The sequence below is a fragment of the Gordonia sp. NB41Y genome (assembly GCF_030718915.1).
GTDB lineage: Bacteria > Actinomycetota > Actinomycetes > Mycobacteriales > Mycobacteriaceae > Gordonia > Gordonia desulfuricans.
In genome coordinates this window covers 741551-765806 of sequence record NZ_CP132196.1, presented here as the reverse complement: position 1 = coordinate 765806, position 24256 = coordinate 741551, and the positions used below count along the sequence as shown (strand labels likewise).

Annotated in this window: 19 protein-coding genes and 2 pseudogenes; 12 read left to right on the top strand and 9 right to left on the bottom strand. The window is 68.5% G+C overall.

The genetic code is table 11. The features are described from left to right. Positions 1-30: 30 nt before the first annotated feature. The 3 genes from Q9K23_RS03210 to Q9K23_RS03200 form a co-directional block, all read right to left on the bottom strand. The gene (locus Q9K23_RS03210; protein WP_020790019.1) at positions 31-582 is read right to left on the bottom strand and encodes a PadR family transcriptional regulator; all 552 of its coding nucleotides are present in this window, start codon (positions 580-582) and stop codon (positions 31-33) included. 45 nt (positions 583-627) lie between these two features. After that, positions 628-2457 carry an ABC transporter ATP-binding protein gene (locus tag Q9K23_RS03205; protein ID WP_305950387.1) on the bottom strand — a complete coding sequence of 610 codons (1830 nt, stop codon included), beginning with the start codon at positions 2455-2457 and terminating at the stop codon, positions 628-630. A gap of 147 nt (positions 2458-2604) precedes the next feature. Continuing rightward, the gene (locus Q9K23_RS03200) at positions 2605-2739 is read right to left on the bottom strand and encodes a hypothetical protein (protein WP_261977640.1); all 135 of its coding nucleotides are present in this window, start codon (positions 2737-2739) and stop codon (positions 2605-2607) included. Between the two features lie 268 nt (positions 2740-3007). On the opposite strand from Q9K23_RS03200, the gene Q9K23_RS03195 reads away from it, so the two are divergent. Beyond that, positions 3008-4255 (top strand): solute carrier family 23 protein, encoded by a 1248-nt coding sequence (locus Q9K23_RS03195; protein ID WP_238403627.1) that lies wholly within the window; start codon positions 3008-3010, stop codon positions 4253-4255. Here Q9K23_RS03195 and Q9K23_RS03190 read toward each other — a convergent pair. The 6 genes from Q9K23_RS03190 to Q9K23_RS03165 all read right to left on the bottom strand — a co-directional run bounded on the left by Q9K23_RS03190 (position 4245) and on the right by Q9K23_RS03165 (position 12660). Beyond that, positions 4245-6065, bottom strand: coding sequence for an alpha/beta hydrolase (locus Q9K23_RS03190; RefSeq protein ID WP_020792339.1), 1821 nt, complete (start codon positions 6063-6065; stop codon positions 4245-4247). The genes Q9K23_RS03195 and Q9K23_RS03190 overlap by 11 nt on opposite strands. Continuing rightward, positions 6065-6412, bottom strand: coding sequence for a hypothetical protein (locus Q9K23_RS03185; RefSeq protein ID WP_020792341.1), 348 nt, complete (start codon positions 6410-6412; stop codon positions 6065-6067). The genes Q9K23_RS03190 and Q9K23_RS03185 overlap by 1 nt, the downstream gene beginning before the upstream one ends. Positions 6413-6653: 241 nt before the next feature. Beyond that, the gene (locus Q9K23_RS03180) at positions 6654-8162 is read right to left on the bottom strand and encodes a CoA-acylating methylmalonate-semialdehyde dehydrogenase (RefSeq protein ID WP_305950386.1); all 1509 of its coding nucleotides are present in this window, start codon (positions 8160-8162) and stop codon (positions 6654-6656) included. Positions 8163-8601: 439 nt separating this feature from the next. Continuing rightward, on the bottom strand, positions 8602-9759 hold the full coding sequence (locus Q9K23_RS03175) for an iron-containing alcohol dehydrogenase (RefSeq protein ID WP_020790583.1): 1158 nt from the start codon (positions 9757-9759) through the stop codon (positions 8602-8604). Between the two features lie 253 nt (positions 9760-10012). Further along, positions 10013-11044 (bottom strand): IS630 family transposase, encoded by a 1032-nt coding sequence (locus Q9K23_RS03170; protein WP_305950530.1) that lies wholly within the window; start codon positions 11042-11044, stop codon positions 10013-10015. Between the two features lie 77 nt (positions 11045-11121). After that, on the bottom strand, positions 11122-12660 hold the full coding sequence (locus tag Q9K23_RS03165; protein ID WP_261978019.1) for a helix-turn-helix domain-containing protein: 1539 nt from the start codon (positions 12658-12660) through the stop codon (positions 11122-11124). A gap of 415 nt (positions 12661-13075) precedes the next feature. Here Q9K23_RS03165 and Q9K23_RS03160 point away from each other — a divergent pair, with 415 nt between their 5' ends. The 11 genes and pseudogenes from Q9K23_RS03160 to Q9K23_RS03110 all read left to right on the top strand — a co-directional run. Next, entirely contained in the window at positions 13076-14530 is a 1455-nt protein-coding gene (locus tag Q9K23_RS03160; protein WP_053777944.1) for an aldehyde dehydrogenase family protein, read from the top strand. A gap of 135 nt (positions 14531-14665) precedes the next feature. Continuing rightward, entirely contained in the window at positions 14666-15778 is a 1113-nt protein-coding gene (locus Q9K23_RS03155) for an NDMA-dependent alcohol dehydrogenase (protein ID WP_020792962.1), read from the top strand. A gap of 112 nt (positions 15779-15890) precedes the next feature. Next, positions 15891-16790, top strand: coding sequence for a hypothetical protein (locus tag Q9K23_RS03150; RefSeq protein ID WP_053777945.1), 900 nt, complete (start codon positions 15891-15893; stop codon positions 16788-16790). Next, a complete protein-coding gene (locus Q9K23_RS03145; protein WP_053777946.1) occupies positions 16790-17761 on the top strand; it encodes a LysR family transcriptional regulator in 972 nt (323 codons plus the stop codon). Before Q9K23_RS03150 ends, Q9K23_RS03145 begins: the two co-directional genes overlap by 1 nt. Continuing rightward, complete coding sequence (locus tag Q9K23_RS03140) at positions 17748-18524, top strand: enoyl-CoA hydratase-related protein (RefSeq protein ID WP_020793908.1); 777 nt, start codon at positions 17748-17750, stop codon at positions 18522-18524. The genes Q9K23_RS03145 and Q9K23_RS03140 overlap by 14 nt, the downstream gene beginning before the upstream one ends. After that, positions 18517-20469: an AMP-binding protein gene (locus Q9K23_RS03135; RefSeq protein ID WP_053777947.1), complete on the top strand. Its 1953-nt coding sequence runs from the start codon at positions 18517-18519 to the stop codon at positions 20467-20469. Before Q9K23_RS03140 ends, Q9K23_RS03135 begins: the two co-directional genes overlap by 8 nt. Before the next feature lie 74 nt (positions 20470-20543). After that, the gene (locus Q9K23_RS03130) at positions 20544-21545 is read left to right on the top strand and encodes an acryloyl-CoA reductase (protein ID WP_053777948.1); all 1002 of its coding nucleotides are present in this window, start codon (positions 20544-20546) and stop codon (positions 21543-21545) included. Beyond that, positions 21542-22432 carry a mycofactocin oligosaccharide methyltransferase MftM gene (gene mftM, locus Q9K23_RS03125; protein WP_020791821.1) on the top strand — a complete coding sequence of 297 codons (891 nt, stop codon included), beginning with the start codon at positions 21542-21544 and terminating at the stop codon, positions 22430-22432. Before Q9K23_RS03130 ends, mftM begins: the two co-directional genes overlap by 4 nt. 603 nt (positions 22433-23035) lie before the next feature. Beyond that, the gene (locus Q9K23_RS03120) at positions 23036-23419 is read left to right on the top strand and encodes a helix-turn-helix domain-containing protein (RefSeq protein ID WP_020791817.1); all 384 of its coding nucleotides are present in this window, start codon (positions 23036-23038) and stop codon (positions 23417-23419) included. After that, positions 23413-23595 (top strand): annotated as a pseudogene (locus tag Q9K23_RS03115) (BTAD domain-containing putative transcriptional regulator); the annotation flags it as partial. The gene Q9K23_RS03120 and the pseudogene Q9K23_RS03115, both read left to right, overlap by 7 nt. Positions 23596-23612: 17 nt before the next feature. Beyond that, positions 23613-23693 (top strand): annotated as a pseudogene (locus Q9K23_RS03110) (hypothetical protein); the annotation flags it as partial. Positions 23694-24256: the final 563 nt, after the last annotated feature.

Genomic DNA, 24256 nt, shown 5'->3' with positions numbered 1-24256 from the left:
TCGCGTGCGGACGTCGGAATCTGTGGGAGTTCAGGAGTTCTCGTCGAGTTCTCGCTGGAGTGCGGTGAGCACCTCGTCGCACCAGTCGATGAATCCCTCCTCGATCCGGACGCCGCCACGCAACACCAGGTACTGGTGCAGGCGTCGGCCGGTCAGCCGGTCGGGATCGGGATAGTCGTCCTTCTCGAATCCCCGGTACAGGTCGAGGCGGGCGACGTGGAGGTCGCGGTGGCGGTGCAGCTCGGTGATCACCTCGGGGAGGTCCTCGATCTGGGCGGCCCGGATCTTCAGGCCGAGATCGTCGCGCAGCTTCTGGATCGGGGTCGGGGTGGCGACCCAGTCCCGCAGCGCTTCCCGCCCGGCGTCGGACAGGGTGTAGACCTTCTTGTCCGGTCGGCCCTCCTGCACCACGGGCTCATAGCTGACGAGGCCGTCGGCGTGGAGTTTGCGCAGCGTCCGATAGATCTGCTGATGGGTCGCCGACCAGAAGTGGCCGATCGACCGGTCGAATTGACGACCGAGTTCGTAGCCGGTGCCCGGTCGTTCGGACAACGACACCATGATCGCGTGTTCGAGTGCCACGCCTCAGACGCTAGCAGTGCAACAACGCACTATGCAACGGTGACACTATGCGCGTAGGTGCATAGGACTGGGCTGGGCGGCGTCCTGCCCGATGATCGCGGGGGCGTCGAGGTCCTCCGGGAGGATCCACCGGGGCTGCTCCTGCAGGTGCCCGGCGTGGAGTTCGATGATGCGGTCGGCGATGTCGGCGACCCGCTGGTCGTGGGTGATCAGCAGTGTGGTGCGACCCGAGGCGATACGCCGCAGCGGTTCGAGGATGCGGGAGACGGTCCGGTCGTCGAGTCCCGAGGTGGGCTCGTCGAGGATGAGTACCGGCGTGTCGCGGATCATGGCACGCGCCATCGCGATCCGCTGACGCTGCCCGCCCGACAGGGTCAGGCCGCCGTCATGCAGTTCGGTGTCGTAGCCGTCGGGCAGTGCCCGGATGAACTCGTCGGCATCGGTGGCCTGGGCGGCCCGGATGATGGCCGCGCGGTCGGCGTCGGGCCGGCCGTAGGCGATGTTGTCGGCGACGGTCGCGCCCTTGATCACCGGCGACTGGGGCAGCAGGGTGACCTGGTCGCGGATGGCATGACCGGTCAGGGTGTCGTAGTCGCGGTCGCCGAGGGTGATCGAGCCGGAATCGGGGTGCTCGAAGCGGCACAGCAGCGACGCCAGGCTCGTCTTGCCGGTACCGCTGGGCCCGACGAGGGCGGTGATCTGGCCGGGCGACAGTGTCAGGTCGACGTCGTCGAGGACGGGGAGGGCGTCGCGGCGCAGCGATACCGACCGCAGCACGACCGGCACCCCGGGGGTGGTGTCCGACGACGCGGGGCCGACCGCGGGCGAAGCGGCGGCGCCGGCATCGGGTCGCGCGGTGGCATCAGGTCGGGTGGCGGCGTCGAGTGCGCGCGCCGCGTCGGAGTCGTGCTCGGTGGGTTGCAGGTCGAGTACCTCGGCGACGCGCTCGGCGCTGACCACCGCGGAGGCGACAGCGAGGCGGACGTCGGCGATCTCCTGCATCTTGGGGTACAGCATGCCGAGGTAGCCGGTCAGGGAGAGCAGTTGGCCGATGCTGAGACTGCCCTGGCGGACCTGCCAGACACCGGCGACGGCGATCGCCAGGGTCACCACCACCTGGCCGAACCCCATCACGGCGCCGAATCCGGCCTCCACGCGGGTCTGTGCCATCCGGGCATCGCGCCAGGCCGTGCCGTGGCGGTGCAGCCGCGCGTGCTCGCGGGACTGCTGGTTGTAGGCGACGGCGGTCTCGTGGCCGACCAGTGCGGTCTCCACGGCGTCGGCGATGTCGCTGTTGGCGCCGCGCTCGTCGCGGGTGGCGGCCACCTGCCTGCGCGCGAAGATCGACGAGACCGACCACAACAGCGGTACCGCGGCCAGGGCGACCAGCGCCACCTGCCAGCTCATCAGGAGGGCGGCGATGACCAGCCCGACGGTGTTGAGGACGGCGATGATCAGCTGCATCACCCCGGACCCGACGAGGTATTCGACGGCCTCGAGGTCGCTGGAGTGGCGGCTGACCAGGTTGCCCAGCCCCAGCCGACGGTGCAGGACCGGATGCAGCCGCTGGACGTGCGCGAACAGGCGGTCCCGGAGTCGGAGGACGACTCCCTCGGAGACCCCCACCGAGATGATCTGGCCGTAGTAGTCGGCGACGGTGGAGACGGCGGTGATCGCCAGCCAGATGCCCGCCAGCTGTGCGAAGGACGCGACGCTGTCGGAGTTGAGTGCCCCGTCGATGACGTCGGCGAGGACGAAGACCGCATAGATCTCACAGATCGCGGCGACGGCGAACAGGAATCCGGCGAAGGTGAAGCGCCGGCCCATCCCGTGCAGGGCGGGGGCGAAACGTCGGAGGGCGGTCATCGTCGTCATCGGGCAACTCCACGGATGTGTTCAGAACGCGACCGGACCCGGTGTGGCGAAGGGTGCCACACCGGGCCTGCCGGTCCGTACCCGGTCAGAGACGCACAGGGCGATGCGATGTGACCGGAGGAAAGAAGGGAACCTAGCGGGTGTGGCTCACTGCCAGACCCAGATCCAGCGGAAGGTCCGCCAGTCCCACACGCGGACACGACGACGGCGACGCGGCTGCTGCTGATGCTGCGGGCGATTCTGCGGGCGCTGCTGCTGGGGCTGGCGCTGCGGTCCAGGCATTGTCTACTCCTTGTCGATGGACACGCCGGCATCGATGCCGACACGGAAGAAACTATGACCGTCACCTTCGGCTGAGCTGCTCCCTTCCTGTATGCCCCCTGTCAACCGAAAACTGATGAGTGCCTGTGTATTTCACGTGAGACAGGTGTCAGTCGGCGTGGTCTTTACACATGTGTGACCAGCGGCGTGCAACGGGGCTTGTGCGCGCCGGACCGGCCCGTCGCGCACACTGTTGCGCATGACAAACGGCGATGACCGCGGGTTGCGGATGCTGAGTTGGACCAAGGTGGACGACGGGGTGGTGATCGCACCGGGGGAGCGGCTCAGCTGGCCGCGCACCATCGGGATCGGCCTGCAGCATGTGGTCGCGATGTTCGGCGCCACCTTCCTGGTCCCGGTGCTCACCGGGTTCCCGCCGTCGACGACGCTGTTCTTCTCCGGTATCGGCACCGTCCTGTTCCTGCTGATCACCCGTAACCGGCTGCCGAGCTACCTCGGCTCGAGTTTCGCGATCATCGCCCCGGTGACCGCCGCGGTGGCCTCGCACGGACATTCGTCGGCACTCGGCGGCATCGTGGTGGTCGGCGCACTGCTCGTCGTCATCGGTGTGATCGTGAACTTCGTTGGTACACAGTGGATCGAGGTGACGATGCCGCCGATCGTCACCGGCACCATCGTCGCGCTGATCGGTCTCAACCTGGCGCCGGCGGCGAAGAACAACTTCGAGCAGGGCGCCGTCACCGCGACCGTCACCCTGGTGCTGCTGCTGGCCTCGATCGCATTCTTCCGGGGGCTGCTCGGACGTCTGGCGATCTTCCTCAGCGTGGTGCTCGGCTACCTGTTCGCCTTCGTCCGCGGTGAGGTCGACACCTCCGGGATCGAGTCGGCGGGCTGGATCGGGTTGCCGGACTTCACCACTCCCACCTTCTCGTTGTCGGTGATCCCCACCTTCCTGCCGGTGGTGCTCGTCCTGCTGGTCGAGAACATCGGGCACGTCAAGTCGGTGAGCATGATGACCGGCGCCGACTACGACAACCGGATCGGCCGTGCGCTGGCCGCCGACGGCCTGGCCACCGTGCTCGCCGGCAGCGGCGGCGGATCGGCGACGACCACCTACGCCGAGAACATCGGTGTGATGGCCGCGACCAAGGTGTACTCGACGGCCGCCTACTGGGTGGCCGGTGCCGCCGCGATCATCCTGGGTCTGTGCCCCAAGGTCGGTGCGGTGATCGCGGCGATCCCGGCCGGTGTGCTCGGCGGCGTGACCACCGCGCTCTACGGTCTGGTCGGCATCATCGGCATCCACATCTGGGTCACCAACCGGGTGGACTTCGGCAAACCCATCAACCAGTTCACCGCCGCCATCCCGCTGGTGCTCGGCATCGCCGATTTCACCTGGACGATCGGCGGACTCAGCTTCGGCGGTATCGCGATCGGTGCGATCGCCGCGCTGGTGATCTATCACAGCCTGCGGCTGATCGGCGGATGGCGCGGGACCGCCGGCGTCAGGGAGTGAACGGGACGTCCTCCGGTGAGGTCGGGCCACTGCCCGACCGTCCCGGTGGCCCGGGAATCAGCGGCCGGGGAATCAGCGGTTCGAGAATCGATCTCGGAGTCGGGAGTTCGGGTGTGGGGCGTTCCGGGATCGGCGGTGCCGGGTTGGGTGGGGTGTCGGGATGGTTGCCTCTGATGATCTCCACGGTGTTGCGGAACGGCGTCGACTCCGGGTCGTCCCAATAGGCGCCGTGTCCGTTCGGCCCGGTGATCGGTCGAGTGCCGTCGCCCCAGGTACCCATCTCCAGGTGCACCACGCCCGGCACCTCGTCGGGGTCGGCTCCGTGGGGTCCGAACGGGACGCCCTGGAGATACTCCATGAAGTCGCCGGGCGCGGTGAACGAGTAACGCCGGACGTTCTCGGCGGGGTTGTGCCACGGACCGTCGAGGACACCGGTGCCCGCCGACGACGCATAGATCACGTTGTCGGCGCGCAGCCCGAGTTGCTCGGCGGTCCCGAGTACCGAGCCGCCGTAGGAGTGCCCGATGTAGGTGGTGGTGGCGCCGGGGGCCACCGCGTCGAGTTCGGCGTCGAGGGCCTGCCCGAACGACTTCAGCCGCGGTGCCATGTCGGCGGCGAAATGCGGGTCGACCGCACTCTCGTCGACCGCGTCGGCGAGATGACCGGGCAGTCCGGCGATCCCGGGACCGAGCCCGCCGAACAAGCGGGGGATGCTCTGCAACGGTTCGGTGCGCACGATCTCCTGGGGCAGATCGCCGTCCAGATAGGTGAAGACCGGGCCGTCGGTGCGTTTGGCCAGGTTCCAGGCGACCGTCCGGTTGCTTCCGCCGACCGAGTCGAGGTTGGTGCCGGTGCCGGGTATGAACACCGCGGCATTGCGGGTACCGCGACCGAGCGGGCCGACCATCTCGATGGAACGGCCCAGGCGGGTGTTGTCGAAGGCGATGATCGTGCGTTCGGCCTGCATGTCGTCGGGATCGGCCTGGCCGATCGGTGAGTCGTGCGCGGCGGCGGCGGTGGTGTTCTTCTGGCCCAACATGTCGCGAAGGGTGCGGGCCCGCGGGGAATCGTCACCGTTGACGCGGATCTCGGCGGCGAGTGCATTGCGGACATTGATCTCGTTGGCGATGCCCCGCTGCTCGAACGGGACGCCGTCGAGGTTCCCGAGGACCCGCGGGTCGGCCTGGACGAGGCGGCGTATGTCGGTGGGGGACAGACGCTCGAGCAGTGTGCGGCGCTCCTCGATCGTCATCGCCTGCAGCCGCCGCACCGCCTCGTCGGCATCCACCGTCCCCATGCCCGGGATGGTCACCGGGGGTTGGCCGTCGATCATCGCCGCCAGATCCGCACGCAGGTCGTCGAGCCGGGCGCCGTAGGTCTCGTCGGTGTCGTCGATGAACGTCAGCGCACGGTCGATCGCCGCCGCGATCGTCGCGGCCTCCCGGGCCCGTGAGGCGGAACGATGTGAGACCTGGCCGGTGTCGGTCACGGTGAAACCGGCACCGATCGCGGCATCGACCTCGCGGAGCGCCACCGCACGGGCATGACTCAGGTCTGTACCGGCGTCCTTGGCCTCGTCGGCGACCTGTTGCAGCACATTGCGGACCTCCTCGACGTGGTCGGTCTCCTGCCGGACACGGTAGGACGCGGCATCCTTGGTCATCCCGTGCCAGTGCGACGGGATCTGGGTGGCGACGGCGACGGTCGTCGCCGCGAGATCGAGGACACCGGCACCCTGCTGGGCCGACTCGCCGGCCCCGGTGATGCCGTCCGGATTCCACGACCGCAGTTGGGAGATGGTCGGCCGCATCAGCGATCGGTCATCAGGTCGAAGACATGGGCCACCGAGTCGTCCTGCGTCTCACTGGTGGCACTGAACGCCTCGAGCGCCACCGCCATCGAGATGAGCCGGTCGGAGATCGACTCGGTGGCCGCGAGTGCGGGTTTGCCGGTGGCACGCAATGCGGTGATCACCCGGCTGCCCTCGCCGTCGACGGTCAGCGCGTCGAATCCGATCCCGCCGACCGCGTTCCCCTGCGACCGCCAGGTGTCCGACAGTGCGGAGATCTGGTCTGGATCCACCCCGAACCGGTTCGAGTCCGATCCGAACAGCCGGGACAGCGGGTTGAACAGTGATGACGGCGGGGTGGGGGACACGGCGGACTCCTCGGTCGCAGGGATGCTACGAAGGGTTGGACGCAGCTGACCCCCGCCGCGGTTCCATCCGATCCGGTTTCTTGTAGATAGGGGTTCCGCCCGGGGACGTTTCCCGCCCGGTTACGGTTGCGCCCGACCGGGTCCGCCCAGGCGGGGGTTCCTGACGCTCGATCTCCACCGACACGAGATTCCACGCCTTCGTGACTCCACCTGGACGGCCCCACCGGGCCGGCCGTAGGACCTACTTGGCCGTCGGCATGACGTACTCGGCGAGTGCGGAGCCCGCCTGGGGCCACCGGACGGTGGCGGTCTTGTAGCGGGTGTAGAAACGGACACCTTCGTGGCCGTGGATGTGGTGGTCGCCGAACAGGGAGCGCTTCCAGCCGCCGAAGGAATGGAACGCCATCGGGACCGGGATCGGCACGTTGACGCCGACCATCCCGGCGCGGACCTCGGAGACGAAGGTCTGGGCGGCGCGGCCGTCGGAGGTGAACAGCGCCGCGCCGTTGCCGAACTCGTGGGAGTTGACCAGATCCAGTGCCTCGGCGAAGGTGTCGGCCCGGACCATGCTCAGGACCGGTCCGAAGATCTCCTCCCGATAGATCCGCATGTCGGGTGTCACGTGATCGAACAGCGACGCGCCCAGGAAGAACCCGGTCGACGACTTCCCGTGTCGTCCGTCCACCACGAGTTCGGCGCCCTCGGCGACCCCGGTGTCGATGTAGCCGATCACCCGGTCGCGGTGCGCGTCGGTGACCAGCGGACCCATCTCGATGCCGGGTTCGGTGCCCGGACCCACGCGCAGTTCGGCGATCCGCTCGGTCAGTCGGTCGCGGATCGCCTGCGCCACCTGGTCGCCCACGGGCACCACCACCGAGATCGCCATGCAGCGTTCACCGGCCGAGCCGTAGGCCGAACCCATCAGTGCACTCACCACGTTGTCGATGTCGGCGTCGGGCAGCACCACCAGGTGGTTCTTGGCCCCGCCGAGCGCCTGGACGCGTTTGCCGGCCTCGGTCGCGGTGCGGTGGACGTGCTCGGCGACCGGCGTGGACCCGACGAAGCTGACCGCCTCGACGCGCGGGTCGGTGATCAGGGTGTCCACCACCTCGCCGCCACCGTGGACGACGTTGAACGCGCCGTCGGGCAGACCGGACTCGGAGAGCATCGCGGCCATCTCCATCGCCAGGGTCGGCACCTTCTCCGACGGCTTGAGTACAAAGGTGTTCCCGCAGGCCAGTGCGATCGGTGCCATCCACAGCGGGACCATGGCCGGGAAATTGAAGGGCACGATACCCACCACCACGCCCAGCGGCTTGCGCATCGACATGCCGTCGACGCCGGTGCCGATGCTCTCGGTGACCTCTCCCTTCAGCAGATCGGCTATGCCGCAGGAGAACTCGATCACCTCGATCCCGCGCTGCAGCTCACCCTTCGCATCGTCGATCACCTTGCCGTGCTCGTCGCAGATGATGGCGGCCAGCCGGTCGATGTCGGCGAGCATCTTGTCGCGGAAGGCGAACATGACCCGCGCGCGGATGTGTGCCGGGGTCGCCGACCAGGTGGGGAATGCCGCGGCGGCACTGGCGACGGCGGCCTCGGCGTCGGTGCGGGAACCGGCCGGAACGCGCTTGGTGACCTCGCCGGTGGCCGGGCAGTAGACATCGGTGGTCGGGGTGTCGGGGGTGGCGGTGACCGGACCGCCGTTGATCCAGTGGTCGACGGTGGCGGTCAGTACGGACGATGACATGGGGTTTCGGCCCTTCTGCTTGATCTGCGGATGTTGTGTCGAAATGAGGGTGGTGTTTGCGGGGTGGGTTGCGGAGGTCACCGCTCGACCATCAGGTTCTGACTGCGGCGAGGCACTTTTCACGGTGGTCGAGCCGACGAGGAGCGTAGCGACGAGGCGTGTCGAGGCCTTCGCACCCGGGCTCGACGACGTGACCACGGGGTTTGGTCTGTGGGTGGGTTGCCGAGGTCTCGACCATCAAACCGTATGTGCGGTGAGAAGTGTTGTGCTGCAGCTGATTGTGGTGGTCGGGGCGCTGTTTACGGTGGTCGAGCCGACGAGGAGCGTAGCGACGAGGCGTGTCGAGGCCTCCGCACCCGAATTCGACGACGTGACCACGGGATTCAGCGCCCCCGCAGGCCGAGGGGAGTTCCCGCCGGCCGGTGGCGAGGCGCCGACCTCAGAAGATGCTGCGGTAGATCGCGGCGATCTCGTCGGCGGTGGGTACCACGGGATTGTTCTGCGGCGAGCCCGAGGCGAGGGCCTGTTCGGCCATCGTCGGCAGGAGTCCTGCCCACTGGTCGGGGTCGATCGACAGGTCGTGCGGCGCGGGCACCTCGAGGTCGTGGTTGAGCTGACGAAGCTCCGCGACGAACAGCGCTGCGGCGGCCTCGTCGGAATGATCGTCGTCGGCCACACCGTAGGCGCGGGCGCAGTCGGCGTACCGGGCGGTGGCCGCGCCGACAGAGAACTCGGTGACCGCCGGGAAGAGCATGGCATTGGACATGCCGTGACTGATGTGGAAATGCGCGCCGAGCGGTCGGCTCATGCCATGCACCAGTGCCACACTGGAATTGGAGAATGCGATACCGGCCTGGGTGGCCGCGAGCATCATGTGTTCTCGGGCCTGGTCGTCCGCGCCGTCGGCGAAGGCGCGCCGCAGGTACCGGCCGATCGTCGAGATCGCGGTGAGCGCAAAGGAATCGCTGAACGGATTGGCCTTGCGGCTGACGTAGGCCTCCACCGCGTGGGTCAGTGCGTCGATACCGGTGTCGGCGGTCAGCCGCGGTGGCATGGACGAGGTCAACGTGTGGTCGACGATGGCCGCGGTGGGCAGGAACGCCATACCCGGGCACAGCATCTTCTCGCCGGTCTCCGAGTCGGTGATGACGGTGAAACGCGTCGCCTCCGAACCGCTGCCCGCGGTGGTCGGGATGGCGATGATCGGCAGCAGCGGCTCGTCGGTGAGCGTGGGCGCCTTGAACTCGCGCATCGGACGGTCGGTGGTCGCCAGCAGGGCCACCGCCTTGGCCGTGTCCATGGAACTTCCCCCGCCGAAGCCGATCACGGCGTCGCACCCCTCGGTCCGGACCAGGTCTGCGGCCGGCTTCAGCGAATCGGTGGTGGGATCGGGGACCACGTCACCGAACACCGCGAACTCGATCCCGGCCGCGCGGAGTCCCTCACCGATCCGGGTGACCGCACCGGTGGAGACGAGGTAGTCGTCGGTGACGATCAGCGGGCGTCGACACCCCATGTCGGCGAGGACGGCGGGGAGGTCGGCGAGGGCGTCGGCGCCGATCCGCAGGATTCGGGGCAGGGCGATGAGAGTGGACATCTGGTGGGCCTTTGTTCGGATGTCGTTGCCGGATATCCCTGTTCGGTCATCCGGTTCGGAAGGTGGGTCGGTATCGACTCTGCGTCACCGTCCGGTGTCCGGCAATGCCCAGATGCACACAGTCGTGTGCACGGCTGCACGGCTGCACGGCCGGCGGTGCAGGGCATATCGGGTTCGGGCGCGGGTGGCAGGAGGTGGGCGACGGTGGGTCCGACCAGGCGACCGCGGGCCCGGATGCTAGTGTCGCGTGTCGTTAATTGGTAGGCGGTTGCGCTTTCGCGAGGATCTCGTCGGCGGTTTTGGTCCAAACGAAGGGGTGTTTGCGGGTGTTCCAGCCGTTGATGAATGCCCGGATCTTCGCGTTGAGGTCTTTGACGGAGGTGAAGATTCCGCGGCGGATGGCTTGGCGGTCGAGGATGCCGAACCAGACTTCGACGAGGTTGAGCCATGAGCCCGAGGTCGGGGTGAAGTGCACCTGGAATCGAGGGTGAGTGGCCAGCCAGGCTTTGACGGCCGGGGTTTTGTGGGTGGCGTAGTTGTCCATGACCAGATGCAGGTCCCCCTCGGGGTAGGCGCGATCGAGCTGACGCAGAAACGCCAGGAACTCCTGGTGCCGGTGTTTGGGTTTGACTGTGGCAGTGACGTTTCCGGTCGCAATCTCCAACGCGGCGAACAAAGTGGTGGTGCCGTGGCGGCGGTAGTCGTGGGTGTGACGTTCGATCGCGCCGGGCCGTATCGGCAGCATCGGTGCGGTGCGGTCGAGCGCCTGGATCTGGGACTTCTCATCGACACAGAGCACGATCGCGTTGTCCGGTGGGGCGAGGTAGAGGCCAACGACGTCGGTGACCTTGGCGACCAGTTCGGGGTCGGTGGAGAACTTGAACGTGCCCGCCCGCCACGGCTGTACCCCGTATTCCCGCCACGCGCGGGCCACCGTGGCATTGCCGATACCCAAATGCGTTGCCAGCAACCGTGAGGACCAGTGGGTGACGCCGTACTTCTTCGGTGGCGGTCTGAGCGTGGCGGCCACGACATCAGCATGGTCGAGCGTGCGGGGCCGGCCCGAGCGTGCGGCATCACCGAGCCCGGCGATTCCGTGTTGCAGGTAGCGTTTACGCCACTTCAAGACCGTCACCACCGTCGTGCCGACCCGTTCGGCGATCCGAGTATTGGCCAGCCCCTGCCCGGCCAGCAACACAATCCGCGCCCGCATCACCAACCCCCCCGAGGCTGTGGTCGACCGCACGATCCGCTCCAACTCCTCGCTGTCACTGTCGCAGATCATCAATGCCGGAGCCGCAGAATTCGCCATAACTCGTTCTCGCAGCATTGAATCCATTTAGGTACTTACGACACGCGGCACTAGACGATGATCCCGTACTCCTTGATGTGGTGGTACAGCGTGCTGCGACTGATACCCAGATAGTCCGCGGCGTGCGCCTTGTTGCCGTGGGAGATCTCCATCGCCCGCATGATCGCATCGCAGCTGGCCTGCTGCCACGGCGTCAGTGTCTTGACCGTCGACTTCATCCGCAGCTCGATGGGCAGATCGGCGACGTCGATCACCGTGCCGCGAGACCGCGACAGTGCGCGCAACACCGACGCCAACTCCCGGTGATTGCCCGGCCACGAATACGATTCGAGTACCCGTGTGGCCTGCGGGGTGAAGCGATATCGCACGCCCGGTCCGGCCAGCTCGTCCAGGGTGGCGAGCAGTTCCGAGCGTTGATCGCGCAGCGCCGGCAGGTCCAGCCGATTCTCGAACAGGTGCAGGAGCCGGGTGGCGCAGGCGTCCTCGGGATCGGGAATCCCGGTGCCGGCCAGGACGCGGTGACGCCCCGAGACCAGGATCTCCTCGACGATGCCCAGCGGGCCCGTCGGCAGCCGGTCGAGATCGTCGATGGTGAGGAGCTGATCGCCGGGCTGCGCGGCGAAGGTCCGTAGCCTGCGTTCGGCCTCGTCCTCGTCCAGGGTGCGGCCGTCGATCGCGCAGCGCGCGAGCTCGCCGGCGGCGTCGGCGAGGGCGGTGGTGCGGCCACTGCCGGATTCGCCGACGATCACCCCCGACCCCGAGCCGCCGGGGAAGTCCTCGATCCACTGCCGCACCCGGCTCCAGCTGCGCAAGCGTTCGGCGGTGCGGGGGACCATCGGCCGTTGCCGGGTGTGCACCCGCGCGAGCACACCGTCGGAGTTCTCCACCGGTGCCAGCTCCACCCGTGCCGGATGTCCGCTGCCCAGCGTGACCTCGACGGTCGTCGACGTCCGCAGGTTGTCGGCGAGCTGCTGAAACAACGCGACATCGGTGGACGACAGCAGCCGCGCGGCGGCCGAGCTCTGCAACACCACCGAACGCGAGATCGCCACCACGATCGCGGCCGGATGCCGGGCCGCCTCCTCGAAGGCCCGGATCACCGAGCGGGTGCGGTTGCCGACGCTCTGACGGATGTTGCGCTCGATCTCGATGATCGCCGAGTCGACGAACGGTCGCATCAACGCCGACTCGGCGCCGGCGTCGCTCATGATGTCGAGCACGCCCAGGAGGCGTTTGGTGACCGGATCGAAGATCGGCCGCCCGTAACAGCTGTAGTCGTGCAGACCCTCGACGTAGTGCTCGCGGCCGCGGACGAACAGCGGTTTGCGGGTCTCGAACGGGGTGGCCAGGGCATTGGTGCCGGTGGTGTCTTCCCGCCACACCGCACCCGGGGTGGCACCGATGCGCTCCACCACCGTGTCGATCGGCCGACATCCGTTGACGGTCGTCAGCATCTCGGCCTGCGCGCCGACGAGCATCACCGAGTACCGCTCGCCGTCGATCTCGTCGCGCACCCGATCCAGGACCGGTGCGGCCGCACGGAAGAGGCGGCTCCCGGTGTCCACCCCGCTCGCGGTGGGTGGATCCATCGGTTTGGACGGGTCCAGACCCGCTTGCCGGGAGCGAGTCCAGGAGGCCTGCAGGACACGGCTCGACCGGCTCGCGGACATCATCGCGACCGTCGCTGTGAAGTTGTCGATCATCGTCACGGACCTCTCGTCATCACTTGCCGCGGGCGATCTCTCGACGGACGCGAGATGCGTCGCACGAACCTCCCCGAATGTGCTCGAAGCCACCCGCGGTGCGAACCACCGTAGCCGACGCGGCGCGCCGTTCGCCCCCGATCGGCGGGTGTCCAGATCTCGAACAGATAGCTGTGACGCAGATCGCAAGACTGAAATCCGTCGATCCCCCCGGCCCGCAACGCAGTCGATCGGAGCCCGCGGCTCGACATCACACCCGACCTTTCCCAGTGCCGTCGGCACTCGCTTCGAGAGGAACTCGATGACCTCACTTCTCACCCCGACTCCCCGGTTGGGATTCGACCCGGCGACCAAGCGGTTCGGCCAGTTGATCGAGGGCCGGCTGGTCGACGGCGCGTCCCGGGTCGCGGTGGTGGATCCCGGTACCGCCGAACAGATCGCCGAGGCTCCCGCGGCCTCGTCCGAGCAGCTCGACCTCGCCGTCGCCGCGGCCCGCCGCGCCCTGCCGGCGTGGTCGGCACTCGACGTCGCCGAGCGCGGCAGGGTGCTGCACGCGGTGGCCGACGTCCTCGCCGCGCACCACGAGGAACTCGCCCAGCTCACCACTCTGGAACAGGGCAAGCCGATCACCCAGGCACGCGACGATGTGAGCTGGTCGATCGACTTCACCCGGTACTTCGCCGACTACCGCCTGGAGACCGAGGTGCTGCGCGACGACGACGCCAACCGCGTCGAACTGCGCCGCCGGCCGGTCGGTGTGGTGGGCGCGATCACGCCGTGGAACTTCCCCCTCTTCCAGGCCCTCTACAAGCTCGCCCCGGCACTGGTCGTGGGCAACACCATGGTGCTCAAGCCGTCGCCCACCACGCCGCTGGCGACCCTGTACTTCGGTGAGCTGATCCGCGACGTGATCCCGGCCGGGGTGTTCAACATCGTCGGTGACGGCGGCGATCTGGGGCGCCGACTCACCGCGCATCCGGGCGTCGACAAGGTCTCGTTCACCGGGTCCACGGTCACCGGACGTCACGTGATGGCGGCCTGTGCGCCCACCCTCAAGCGTCTGACGCTGGAACTCGGCGGCAACGACGCGGCCGTGGTGCTCGCCGACGCCGACGTCGAGAAGACCGCAGAAGGACTGTGCACCTGGGCCTATTCGAATGCGGGCCAGGTGTGCGTGTCGATCAAGCGGATCTATGTCCCGTCGTCGATGCACGAGGCCATGGTCGAGGCGCTGTCCCGGCGGATCGCGGCGCTGACCGTCGGACACGGGTTGGACGAACAGACCCAGGTGGGACCGGTGCAGAACAAGGTCCAGTACGACAAGGCGCGCGAGCACCTGACCGTGGCCCGCCGGGACGGCCGGATCGTCGCCGGTGGTGACGCGCTCGACCGTCCGGGCTACTACATCGCCCCGACGCTGGTCTGCGACATCGACGAGAGCAGCCCGCTGGTCGCCGAGGAGACCTTCGCCCCGATCCGCTCGGTGCTGCGCTACGACGACCTCGACGACGCGATCGCCCGCGCCAACGCGACCCCGTACGGGCTCGGTGCATCGGTGTGGGGCACCGACATCGAGAACGCGATGGACGTGGCCGGCCGCCTCGAGGCCGGCACCACCTGGATCAACCACCACTTCCAGCTGACCCCCGACGTCCCGTTCGGCGGGATCAAGCAGTCGGGGCTGGGCGCGGAGTTCGGCCGCACCGGCGTCGAGGAGTTCACCGACGTCCACGTGGTCAACCTCAAGCACACCTGATGTGGCCGGCCGGTCACCGACAGCGCACGTGTCGGTGAAAAGACCGGCAGTGCACCAGAGTTCATCGTTCGAACCATCTCATTCACCCCCGATATCCGCCGTCCGGCGGAATCGAGAACACCGGAGGAAACCGCAATGAAGACCCAAGCAGCAGTCGTCGTCGAACCGGGCAAGCCGATCGAGATCGAGGAACTCACCCTCGACAAGCCCGGTCCCAACGAGGTTCTCATCCAGTACCTCTACGGCGGTCTGTGCCATTCCGACGTCCACATCTCCATCGGCGACACCATCGCGCGACTGCCGATGGTCCTCGGCCACGAGGGTGCGGGCATCATCCAGGAGGTCGGCCCGGGCGTCACGCGCGTCAAGCCCGGCGATCACGTCATCTGTTCGTTCACGCCCACATGTGGGCGCTGCAAGTACTGTGCCACCGGCCGCCAGTCGGTGTGCGACATGAACGCCGCGATGCTCGAAGGACACCTGGCGGGCCCGCGATGGCCGATCAGCGGACCGCGCGGGCAGTACGGCGCGATGTGCACGCTGGGCACCTTCAGCCAGTACAACGTGATCAACGAGTACTCCGTCGTGGTGGTCGACGACGACATCCCGCTCGACAAGGCGGTCCTGGTCGGCTGTGGTGTGCCCACCGGATGGGGATCGGCGGTGTATGCCGCCGACACCAAGCCCGGTGACATGGTGGTCATCTTCGGTATCGGCGGCATCGGCATCAACGCGGTGCAGGGCGCCAAGCACGCCGGCGCCGAGCACATCATCGTGATCGATCCGCTGCAGAACAAGCGGGACAAGGCGATCGAGCTCGGCGCGACCCTGGCGTTCGACAATGCCGCCGAGGCCAAGGCCGCGATCGACGACCTCACCAACGGGCAGGGGGCCGACTCGGCGATCATCACCACCGACCTGATCACCGCCGAGCAGGTCAGTGACGGCTTCTCGATGATCGGCCGCGGCGGGATCATGGTGCTGACCGCGCTGAACCGGATCGACGAGATCACCGTCAAACTGCCGAGCACCGAGATGAGCTACTTCCGCAAGACCATCAAGGGCTCGCTGTTCGGCGACTGCAATCCGACCTATGACATTCCCAACCTGGTCCGGATGTATGCCGACGGCAAGCTCAAGCTCGACGAGCTGATCACCAGGGAATACAGCCTCGAACAGGTCAACGAGGGATACGACGACCTGTTGGCCGGCAAGAACATTCGCGGTGTGATCAAGCACCAGCACTGATCCACCCCCGCTCGACATCTACTGCGCGGCGGCGACAACCCGGTGGTTCCGGGACTTGTCGTCGCCGCGTATCCCATTCTTTCCCAACCGAATACGACGCAAAGGACTTTCCATGACGCTCACCGTGAGCGAGTTGGTCGGCGCCGCCGGTGGTGGCGCACTGGGGGCGGCGCTGGGTGCGCTCGCCGCGTTCTCCCTGATGGGGGTGATCGTCGTGGTCGCCACCGGGTTGGCCACCGTCGGCCCCGACACCCCGCTGGTGGGGGACCTGGCCTTCGGGCCGGTGTTCGGCCCGCATGTGCTGTTCGCCGGCGGTGCGGCCGCCGCGGCGTATGCCGCCTACATCCGTGCCCACGACTCCGGCCGCGACATCGCCCAGCCGCTGATCTCCTACAACCGCATGTCCATCCTGGCGGTGGGCGCGGCATTCGGTGTCCTCGGCCAGATCCTGGCGCGTGCGCTCGCCGAGATCCCGAAGGTGCACACCGCCGTCGGCGCCGAGGTCCAGGTGATCGACGCGCTCGCGATCAGCGTCGTCCTCACCGCGCTGGTGGCCGCCGCGCTCTGGGCGCGGACGCCGAACTCCGAACGCATGCCGTGGGTTCCGTGGCAGCACGATGCCACCGCCGTGATCACCATCGGGCTGATGGGCGGTGCGGTCGCCGGATCGGTGTACCTGGCGTTCCCGGCGGATGCACGGGCGATGGCGCCACTGTTCCTCTACGGCATGTCGGCGGTGACCCTGCTGGCCCTGGTGTTCGGCAAGGCGGTGCCGGTGACCCACCACATCACCCTGCCCGCCGGTCTGGCCGCCGGGATCATCGCCGCCCACACCGACCATGCGATCTGGATTCTGGTGGCCGCCGTCGTGGCGGGGCTGGTGTCGGCGGTCGTCGCCGAGGGCTGGGCCCGGCTGGTGCTGGAACGCTGCCGGATGCATCTGGATCCGCCGGCGGTGGCGATCGCGATCATGGCGCCGCTGCTGGCGCTGGTCCAGCTCGGTGCCGGCTGATGAGCCCCGACCGGCCGCTGCACGCCACGGTGAGCGCCGACGATCTGCTGATCCTGCTGGCGGTGGCCCGCAGCGGCACCGTCACCGGTGCGGCGTCGCGGCTGGGCGTCGACCACTCCACGGTCAGCAGACATGTGGCCCGCATGGAGAAACGGGTCGGCCGGCGGCTGTTCGACCGGTCCACGAGCGGTTGGCAGCTCACCGAGACCGGACGCCGGCTCCGACGGATCGGGGAGCGAATCCAACACGATCTCGACGAGGCCGAACGCGCCGTCGCCCGGGACGACGAGGACAGCATCCGCGGTCCGGTCCGGCTGCTCACCCCGGACGCATTCGGAACCTACCTGGCGCCGCGGGCCCTCGCCCCGGCCCTCGCCCGGCACCGGTCCCTGCGTATCGAGTTGCTGACCTCCACGCGACATGTGGACCTGCGTGCCGGCGAGTACGACATCGCGGTGTCGCTGGAACCCCCACCGTCACGGGCCGTCGTCGCCACCCGGCTGTGCACCTACTCGCTGGCGCTGTTCGCCTCGGCCGACTACCTCGCCGATCACGCCCCGATCACATCCGTCGACGACCTGCGCGATCACCCGGTGGTCTACTACCTCGACGAATGCCTCGACATCGCCCCGCTACGGGTGCTCGACGACCTGATTCCCGGGGTGTGTGCCTCGGTGCAGTCCAACAGTGTGGGCGCGCAGATCCAGGCAGTGCTCGCCGGTCACGGCGTCGGTCTGCTGCCCGCCTATGCCACCGCCTTCCACGACGGCCTGGTCCCGGTGCTGCCCGCCGAGGTGGACGTGGGCGGCCGGTACTGGGTGGTGGTGCCGTCGGCCGTGCGGCGCGCCCCACACATCAGGGCCGTCGTCGATGCGTTGACGAGCCGGCTCTCCGGTCACCTCGAACCCACAACCGTCTGTAACCCCGCCCCGACAACCCAAGGAAGCCCGAGAACCGATGTCCTCCTCTGACACCCTCACCCTGACCGTCGACGACGACGGCGTGGCCCAGCTGACCCTGAACCGGCCGGCCGCACTCAACGCCCTGAACACGACGATGATGACCGAGTTCTCCGCGGCGCTGCGTCAGGTCACCGACAGCGGTGCCCGGGTACTGGTCCTCACCGGTGCCGGCCGCGCCTTTGCCGCCGGCGCCGACATCGCCGAGATGCGCGACCGCACCTTCGGCGACATGACGGACTCGAATCATCTTGCGGCGTGGGAAGAACTGGCCGACCTGCGTATCCCCACCGTCGGTGCGGTCAACGGGTTCGCGCTCGGCGGCGGATGCGAGATCGCGATGATGTGCGACATCCTGATCGCCGGTGCGGGCGCGTCCTTCGGCCAGCCGGAGATCGGTCTGGGAATCATCCCGGGTATCGGGGGCACGCAACGGCTCACGCGACTGGTCGGCAAGGCCCAGGCGATGGACCTGATCCTGACCGGCCGCCGGGTGGATGCCGCCGAGGCACTCCGCATCGGTCTGGTCAGCCGCGTCGTCCCCGACGACGACGTGCTCGAGGAGGCGCTCGTGGTGGCCCGGCAGATCGCCGGATTCTCCGGACGCGCGGCCCGTGCGGCCAAGGAGTGCGTCCTGCGGGCCGACCAGACGACCCTGTCCGAGGGGCTGCTCTTCGAACGACGGTGGTTCCATTCGCTGTTCGCCTTCGACGACCAGACCGAGGGTATGACCGCATTCCTGGACAAGCGGCCGGCGAGGTTCACCGATGGCTGAGCGCACGCAGACACCGGGGCCCGCGCAGGCCCCGACCGACACCCATGCGGCCACCGCGGCCGCCGCCGGGGCCGATCCGGGCCGGTTCTGGCTCGACGCCGCGCGCGCCGTCACGTGGATCGACCCGCCGCGGTCGGCCCACGCCGACACCGGCAACGGTCTGGTGGACTGGTTTCCCGGGGCCACCCTGAACACCGCCCACAATGCCCTCGACCGGCATGTGGGTGCGGGGCTGGGGGAGCAGGCCGCGCTGCTGTACGTGTCGGCGACGACCGGTCGGGAGCACGCCTACAGCTACCGGGAACTCCTCGACCAGGTGCGCCGGGCCGCAGGTGCGTTACGTGATCTCGGTGTGGGACGCGGGGATCGCGTGCTGATCTATCTGCCGATGATCCCGGAGGCGGTGGTGAGCATGCTCGCCTGCGCCCGCCTGGGTGCGGTGCATGCGGTGGTGTTCGGCGGCTTCGGCGCGGCCGAGCTCGCCGCGCGGATCGACGACGCGCAGCCGTCGGTGGTCGTGACCGCCACCGGGGGACTCGAACCCGGCCGGACGGTGCCCTACCTTCCGCTGCTCGATGCCGCTCTGGCAGAAGCGGACTGGCGGCCCCGGCATGTGGTCGTCGTCGACCGTCCCGAGGTCTGCGAACCGGCCGGTCGCACGGTCGGGTGGCCCGAACACCGATGGGCCGAGCTGCTCGCCGATGCCGAGCCCGCCGACTGCGTACCGGTGCCGGCCACCGATCCGCTCTACATCCTCTACACCTCCGGGACCACCGGTGCCCCGAAGGGCATCGTCCGTGACAACGGCGGACATGCGGTGGCGATGTCGTGGTGCATGCCGCATGTGTACGGCATCGGCGCCGGCGACGTGGTCTTCGCGGCCAGCGACATCGGCTGGGTGGTGGGGCACTCGTTCATCGTCTATGGGCCGCTGCTCGCCGGCGCGACCACCGTGCTGTTCGAGGGCAAACCCGTGGGAACCCCTGATGCGGGGGCGTTCTGGGACATCGTCGAACGGCACCGGGTGAGCGTGCTGCTCACCGCGCCCACCGCGATGCGGGCCATCCGCCGCGAGGATCCGCGGGCGGAGCTGCTCGCCGGGTACGACCTGAGCTCGTTGCGCGGGATCTTCCTGGCCGGTGAGCGTCTCGACCCGGACACCCAGCAATGGCTGTGCGACGTCCAGCCCGCCCCCGTGGTGAACAACTGGTGGCAGACCGAGACGGGCTGGCCGGTCATCTCGAACTTCCTCGGCCTGACGTATTTTCCGCCGCGGCCCGGCTCCTCGACGAAGCCGGTCCCGGGATTCACCGTGGCGATCCTCGGTCACGACGGGAAACCCGTCGCGCCGGGACAGGAGGGAGATGTCTGTCTGCGGTTGCCGTTGCCGCCCGGAACGCTGACCAGCGTCTGGGGTGACGACGACCGATTGGCACGCTCGTACCTGACCGAGCATCCCGGTTACTACTGTTCCGGCGACGGCGGTCACGTCGACGACGACGGCTATGTCTACATCCTCGGCCGCACCGACGACGTGATGAACGTCGCCGGCCACCGGATGTCGTCGGGACAGATCGAGACGGCCATCGCCGAGCATCCCGGGGTCTCCGAATGCGCCGTCGTCGGGGCACGCGACGAACTCAAAGGTCAACGGCCCTATGCGATCGTCGTGCCCGAGGTCGCCTACGCCGAGCGTGTGGCCGAGCTGACCACGGAGGTCGGCGATCTCGTGCGCCGACGGGTCGGGCCGATCGCCGCGCTCGGTGGCGTGAGCGTGGTCCCCGCATTGCCCAAGACCCGCTCGGGCAAGATCGTGCGCCGTTGTCTGCGCCAGATCCTCGACGGTGACGATCCCGATGTGCCCCCGACCATCGAGAACCCCGCGGTCGTCACCGACCTGACCATCCGGCTGGCCGCGGACTCGTCGACGCGATCCCCGTCCTGACCACACCCGTCCTGACCACACCGGTCCTGACCACACCCGTCCTGAACGCAACCGACCCAAGGAGCAAGTACCGCATGACCACCTACCGTTCACTCACCGCCGTCCGTCACGACGACGAGATCCGGCCCGAGGTGATCGAGCGTGAACGAGTTGCGCTCGGCGCCGGCGAGCTGCGCATCCGGGTGACCCATTCGAGCGTCAACTTCAAGGACGCACTGGCCTTCACCCCCGGCGGCGGCGTGGTCCGCGACTATCCGATCGTGCCCGGCATCGATGTCGCGGGGACCGTGATCGAATCTGCGTCACCGGATTTCGCGGTCGGCGCCGAGGTGATCGCCCACGGCTACGAGATCGGCACCGCCCGCGACGGCGGGTACGCCCAGGAGGCGGTGGTGCCGGCCGACTGGACCGTCGCCCTCGAGGGCCTCACCCCGCGGGAGGCGGCCACCATCGGCACCGCGGGGTTCACCGCGGCGATGAGCGTCGCGGCGATCCTCGACTGGGGGGTGACCCCCGAGTCGGGGCCGATCATCGTGACCGGTGCCACCGGCGGTGTCGGCTCGGCGGCCATCGATCTGCTGGCGGCCAGGGGATTCGAGGTGGTGGCCTCGTCGGGCAAACCGGCCGCGACCGACCGTCTGCACGGCCTCGGGGCCGCCGAGGTGATCGGCCGGCTGCCGCTCGACCCCGATGCCCGGCCGCGTGCTCTGGGGCGCGCCCGCTGGGCGGGTGCCGTCGACTGTGTGGGCGGCGCCGCGCTGGCCGACATCCTGAGCACCACCCGGTACGGGGGCGTGGTGACCGCCAGCGGTCTGACCGGCGGCAGCGGCCTGGCGACCACCGTCATGCCGTTCATCCTGCGCGGGGTGGGACTGCTCGGGATCGATTCCGTGGAGATGCCGATCGAGGCCCGACGCGCGTTGTGGAAGCGGATCGAGGACGACCTGCGGCCCCGGAAGCTGGATCAGATCGGTGTCGACCTCCCGGTCGGCGAGATCCCCACCGTCGTCGATGCGTTGCGCCGTGGCGAGTTCACCGGACGTGCGGTGATCGACCTGGGCGAAGGCTGGTCATGACGGTGTCGATCGGTACCGAGCAGCCGGTCGGTGTCGAGCGGCCGGTCGGGGCCACCGGGCAGACCCCGGCGCGTCGACGGATCCGGGTGCGAGCGGCCCGGCCCGGTGAACGACTCGGCGGAACCGGTCCGCTGGCCTGGCATGTCGGCCAGGACGACGGGGTGGAGCTGGTGCACCGGTTCACCACCGCCGACATCTGCGACGACGTACTCGTGGGTGCGTTGACGTCGCTGATCGACATCGGTGTGCTGAGCGGGCGGGACGATTTCGAGACGGTCGCGGTGCGGATCGTCGAAACCTGCGCCGGGACGGTCGATCGAGCCTGGAGTGCGTTCTACGACAACACCCTTCGCTCCCTCGAGCACGGCGGCTCGGCGTTCGCGCCGATCCACCGCCGGGCGCGGGCGCTGATCGAGGGACGCTCGGTGCTCGAGGTGGGCAGTTGCTTCGGGTTCCTTGCCCTCCAACTGGCGCACGAGGGCAAGGAGGTCTCGGCGTGCGACGTGGATCCGGGTGCGGTGGCCATGCTCCGCCGGGCCGCGGCCCGACGCAGGGTGCATGTGCGGGCCGACGTCGGAGATGCCACCGACCTCGGGTACTCCGACGACTCGGTCGACACCGTCACCCTGGTCCACCTCCTGGAGCATCTGACGGCCGACCAGGCGCTGACGGCGATCGAGGAGGCGTTACGCGTGGCCCGCCGCCGGGTGATCGTGGCGGTGCCGTTCGAGGAGCAGCCCAGCGAGCACTTCGGGCACGTGCAGGCACTCACCGCCGATGACCTGCGTTCATGGGCCGGTCGGGTCCGGCATGGGGGAGCGAGGGTGTTCGTCGACCACGGCGGCTGGCTGGTGTTGCGTCCTCGGATGGTGGGCAGGCATCCGTAGCCGACACGGGCGCACGCACCCGCTCGGCATCCGGCTCCGCCCGTCTCACGCGGGCGGAGCCGACGGGGTCGAACTCTCGCTGCGGATACCGGTTTTCGCGATGGCGGTGGTCACCGTGTGATCACATCGTCGACCCGGCGTCCACTGCATTGCCGGCCTCACGCTCGCCGCCCTCATGTCGACGTACGGTGGGCCCGAAATCCTCTGGTGGGCAGGTGCCCTGGGGATCTACACCGGCACGGTCCGGATGATGGTGTCCGCCTTCGGCGACACCGCGACGCTGCTCATCACGGCAGTTCTCGCCGCGGTCCTGTCGATCCACAACGCGTCGACCCGGTATGTGTTCGATCTCAGCGCCGGCGGCGCGCTGCCGCGAGCACTCGGTGCCGTCCACGGCACACATCGTTCGCCCCATCATCGTGTGGTTCCATCGGCACGGCCGCGACCGCGGAGAAGGCCGCGTGTACGCACCGCCGGCACATCGGGATGCCGTGGGCGTCACGCGCTACTCCGTCCCGCCCAGGGGGATCCATATCAGGCGGTCGATGTGTCGGACCCCACGTAAGATCGACATATGGGACACCCCGGCTCATCGAGGCACCGGTGCTGGTGATCCGCGATCTCGGTGAGATCGTCGTCGAGCGAGGCACCGACCGTTGCGACCCCGGCGGCGCGAAGCCTCGCACGATCCTCGCGCTGTTGTGTGCGCACGCCGGGCATCCGGTGCCGGCCGCCGCGCTCATCACCGAGGTGTGGGGACCGGATGCGCCGGAGCGGACCCAACGCGCCCTGGAATCGCAGATCTGGCGACTACGCAAGGTGCTGTCGCCGCAGGGTGAGGCATCGGTCATCACCACCGACCGGGCCGGATATCGCCTCGACCTCACCGCGGTGACGGTCGACTCGACCGACTTCGAATCCGCTGCTTCTGCGGTGCTCGACCGGTCCCGGACACACACACCGTCGACGACCTCGAGGACGTGCTGAGCCGGTGGCGTGGCGAACCGTTCACCACCGCGTCGTCCACCCCGACCCTCGATCAGGCACGACGCCGATTGCATGCCGTCCGCGCCGCGCTGCTGACCCGTCGCGCCGACCTCCTCCTCGCTCGTGGTGACGTCGACCGTGCCCTCGACGAGGCGCAGGCACTGATCGCCCGCGATCCGCTCGACGAACATGCATGGTCGGTCAAGATCTCGGCGCTGGTGGCCAGCGGGCCGAGGCGCTCACCGCCTATCGTGACATCCGGGAACTTCTCGCCACCGAACTCGGTGTTGACCCGGGTGCTGAAGTCCTTGCCGCACAACGAGTTGTTCTCGACGATCACAGCCGTGCGGTACGTCGCGTCCGGCTGCCGTCGCAGCACACGTCGTTCGTGGGCCGCGAGGGCGAACTCGACGAGGTCATCCGGCTCCTCACTGCGGTGCGCGCCGTCGCCATCGTCGGCATCCCCGGCGTCGGCAAGACCCGCCTGGCCATCGAGGCTGCACGGCGCGCAGCAGATTTCGTCGACGACGGAGTGTGGTACATCGTGCGCCGCGACGGCACCGACCTCGCCACGACGATCCTGGAGACAATGCGGATTCAGCCGTCGGCCGATACGACCACCGCCATCGACCAGGTGTGCAGTCATCTGTCGACCATGTCGGCGCTCCTCGTTCTCGACGGCCGATACGACGTGTCGGATCAACCAAATCCCGAGGACCACAACGCTATCGACACCATCCTGGAGAGGTGTGCTGCGGTGACGGTGCTGGCCGTCGGCGCGCCGAGTGGGGTCGACGGCGAACAGGTGATGAGTCTGCATCCCCTGTCGATCGAGGG

Bases quoted from the DNA above. Each gene is read 5' to 3' on its own strand.
- Q9K23_RS03200 (WP_261977640.1), bottom strand. From the start codon at position 2,739: ATGCCTGGACCGCAGCGCCAGCCCCAGCAGCAGCGCCCGCAGAATCGC.
- Q9K23_RS03135 (WP_053777947.1), top strand. From the start codon at position 18,517: ATGGCTGAGCGCACGCAGACACCGGGGCCCGCGCAGGCCCCGACCGAC.
- Q9K23_RS03180 (WP_305950386.1), bottom strand. From the start codon at position 8,162: ATGTCATCGTCCGTACTGACCGCCACCGTCGACCACTGGATCAACGGC.
- Q9K23_RS03160 (WP_053777944.1), top strand. From the start codon at position 13,076: ATGACCTCACTTCTCACCCCGACTCCCCGGTTGGGATTCGACCCGGCG.
- Q9K23_RS03195 (WP_238403627.1), top strand. From the start codon at position 3,008: ATGCTGAGTTGGACCAAGGTGGACGACGGGGTGGTGATCGCACCGGGG.
- Q9K23_RS03190 (WP_020792339.1), bottom strand. From the start codon at position 6,065: ATGCGGCCGACCATCTCCCAACTGCGGTCGTGGAATCCGGACGGCATC.
- Q9K23_RS03145 (WP_053777946.1), top strand. From the start codon at position 16,790: ATGAGCCCCGACCGGCCGCTGCACGCCACGGTGAGCGCCGACGATCTG.
- mftM (WP_020791821.1), top strand. From the start codon at position 21,542: ATGACGGTGTCGATCGGTACCGAGCAGCCGGTCGGTGTCGAGCGGCCG.
- Q9K23_RS03130 (WP_053777948.1), top strand. From the start codon at position 20,544: ATGACCACCTACCGTTCACTCACCGCCGTCCGTCACGACGACGAGATC.
- Q9K23_RS03175 (WP_020790583.1), bottom strand. From the start codon at position 9,759: ATGTCCACTCTCATCGCCCTGCCCCGAATCCTGCGGATCGGCGCCGAC.
- Q9K23_RS03155 (WP_020792962.1), top strand. From the start codon at position 14,666: ATGAAGACCCAAGCAGCAGTCGTCGTCGAACCGGGCAAGCCGATCGAG.
- Q9K23_RS03170 (WP_305950530.1), bottom strand. From the start codon at position 11,044: ATGATCTGCGACAGTGACAGCGAGGAGTTGGAGCGGATCGTGCGGTCG.
- Q9K23_RS03140 (WP_020793908.1), top strand. From the start codon at position 17,748: ATGTCCTCCTCTGACACCCTCACCCTGACCGTCGACGACGACGGCGTG.
- Q9K23_RS03165 (WP_261978019.1), bottom strand. From the start codon at position 12,660: ATGGATCCACCCACCGCGAGCGGGGTGGACACCGGGAGCCGCCTCTTC.
- Q9K23_RS03205 (WP_305950387.1), bottom strand. From the start codon at position 2,457: ATGACGACGATGACCGCCCTCCGACGTTTCGCCCCCGCCCTGCACGGG.
- Q9K23_RS03150 (WP_053777945.1), top strand. From the start codon at position 15,891: ATGACGCTCACCGTGAGCGAGTTGGTCGGCGCCGCCGGTGGTGGCGCA.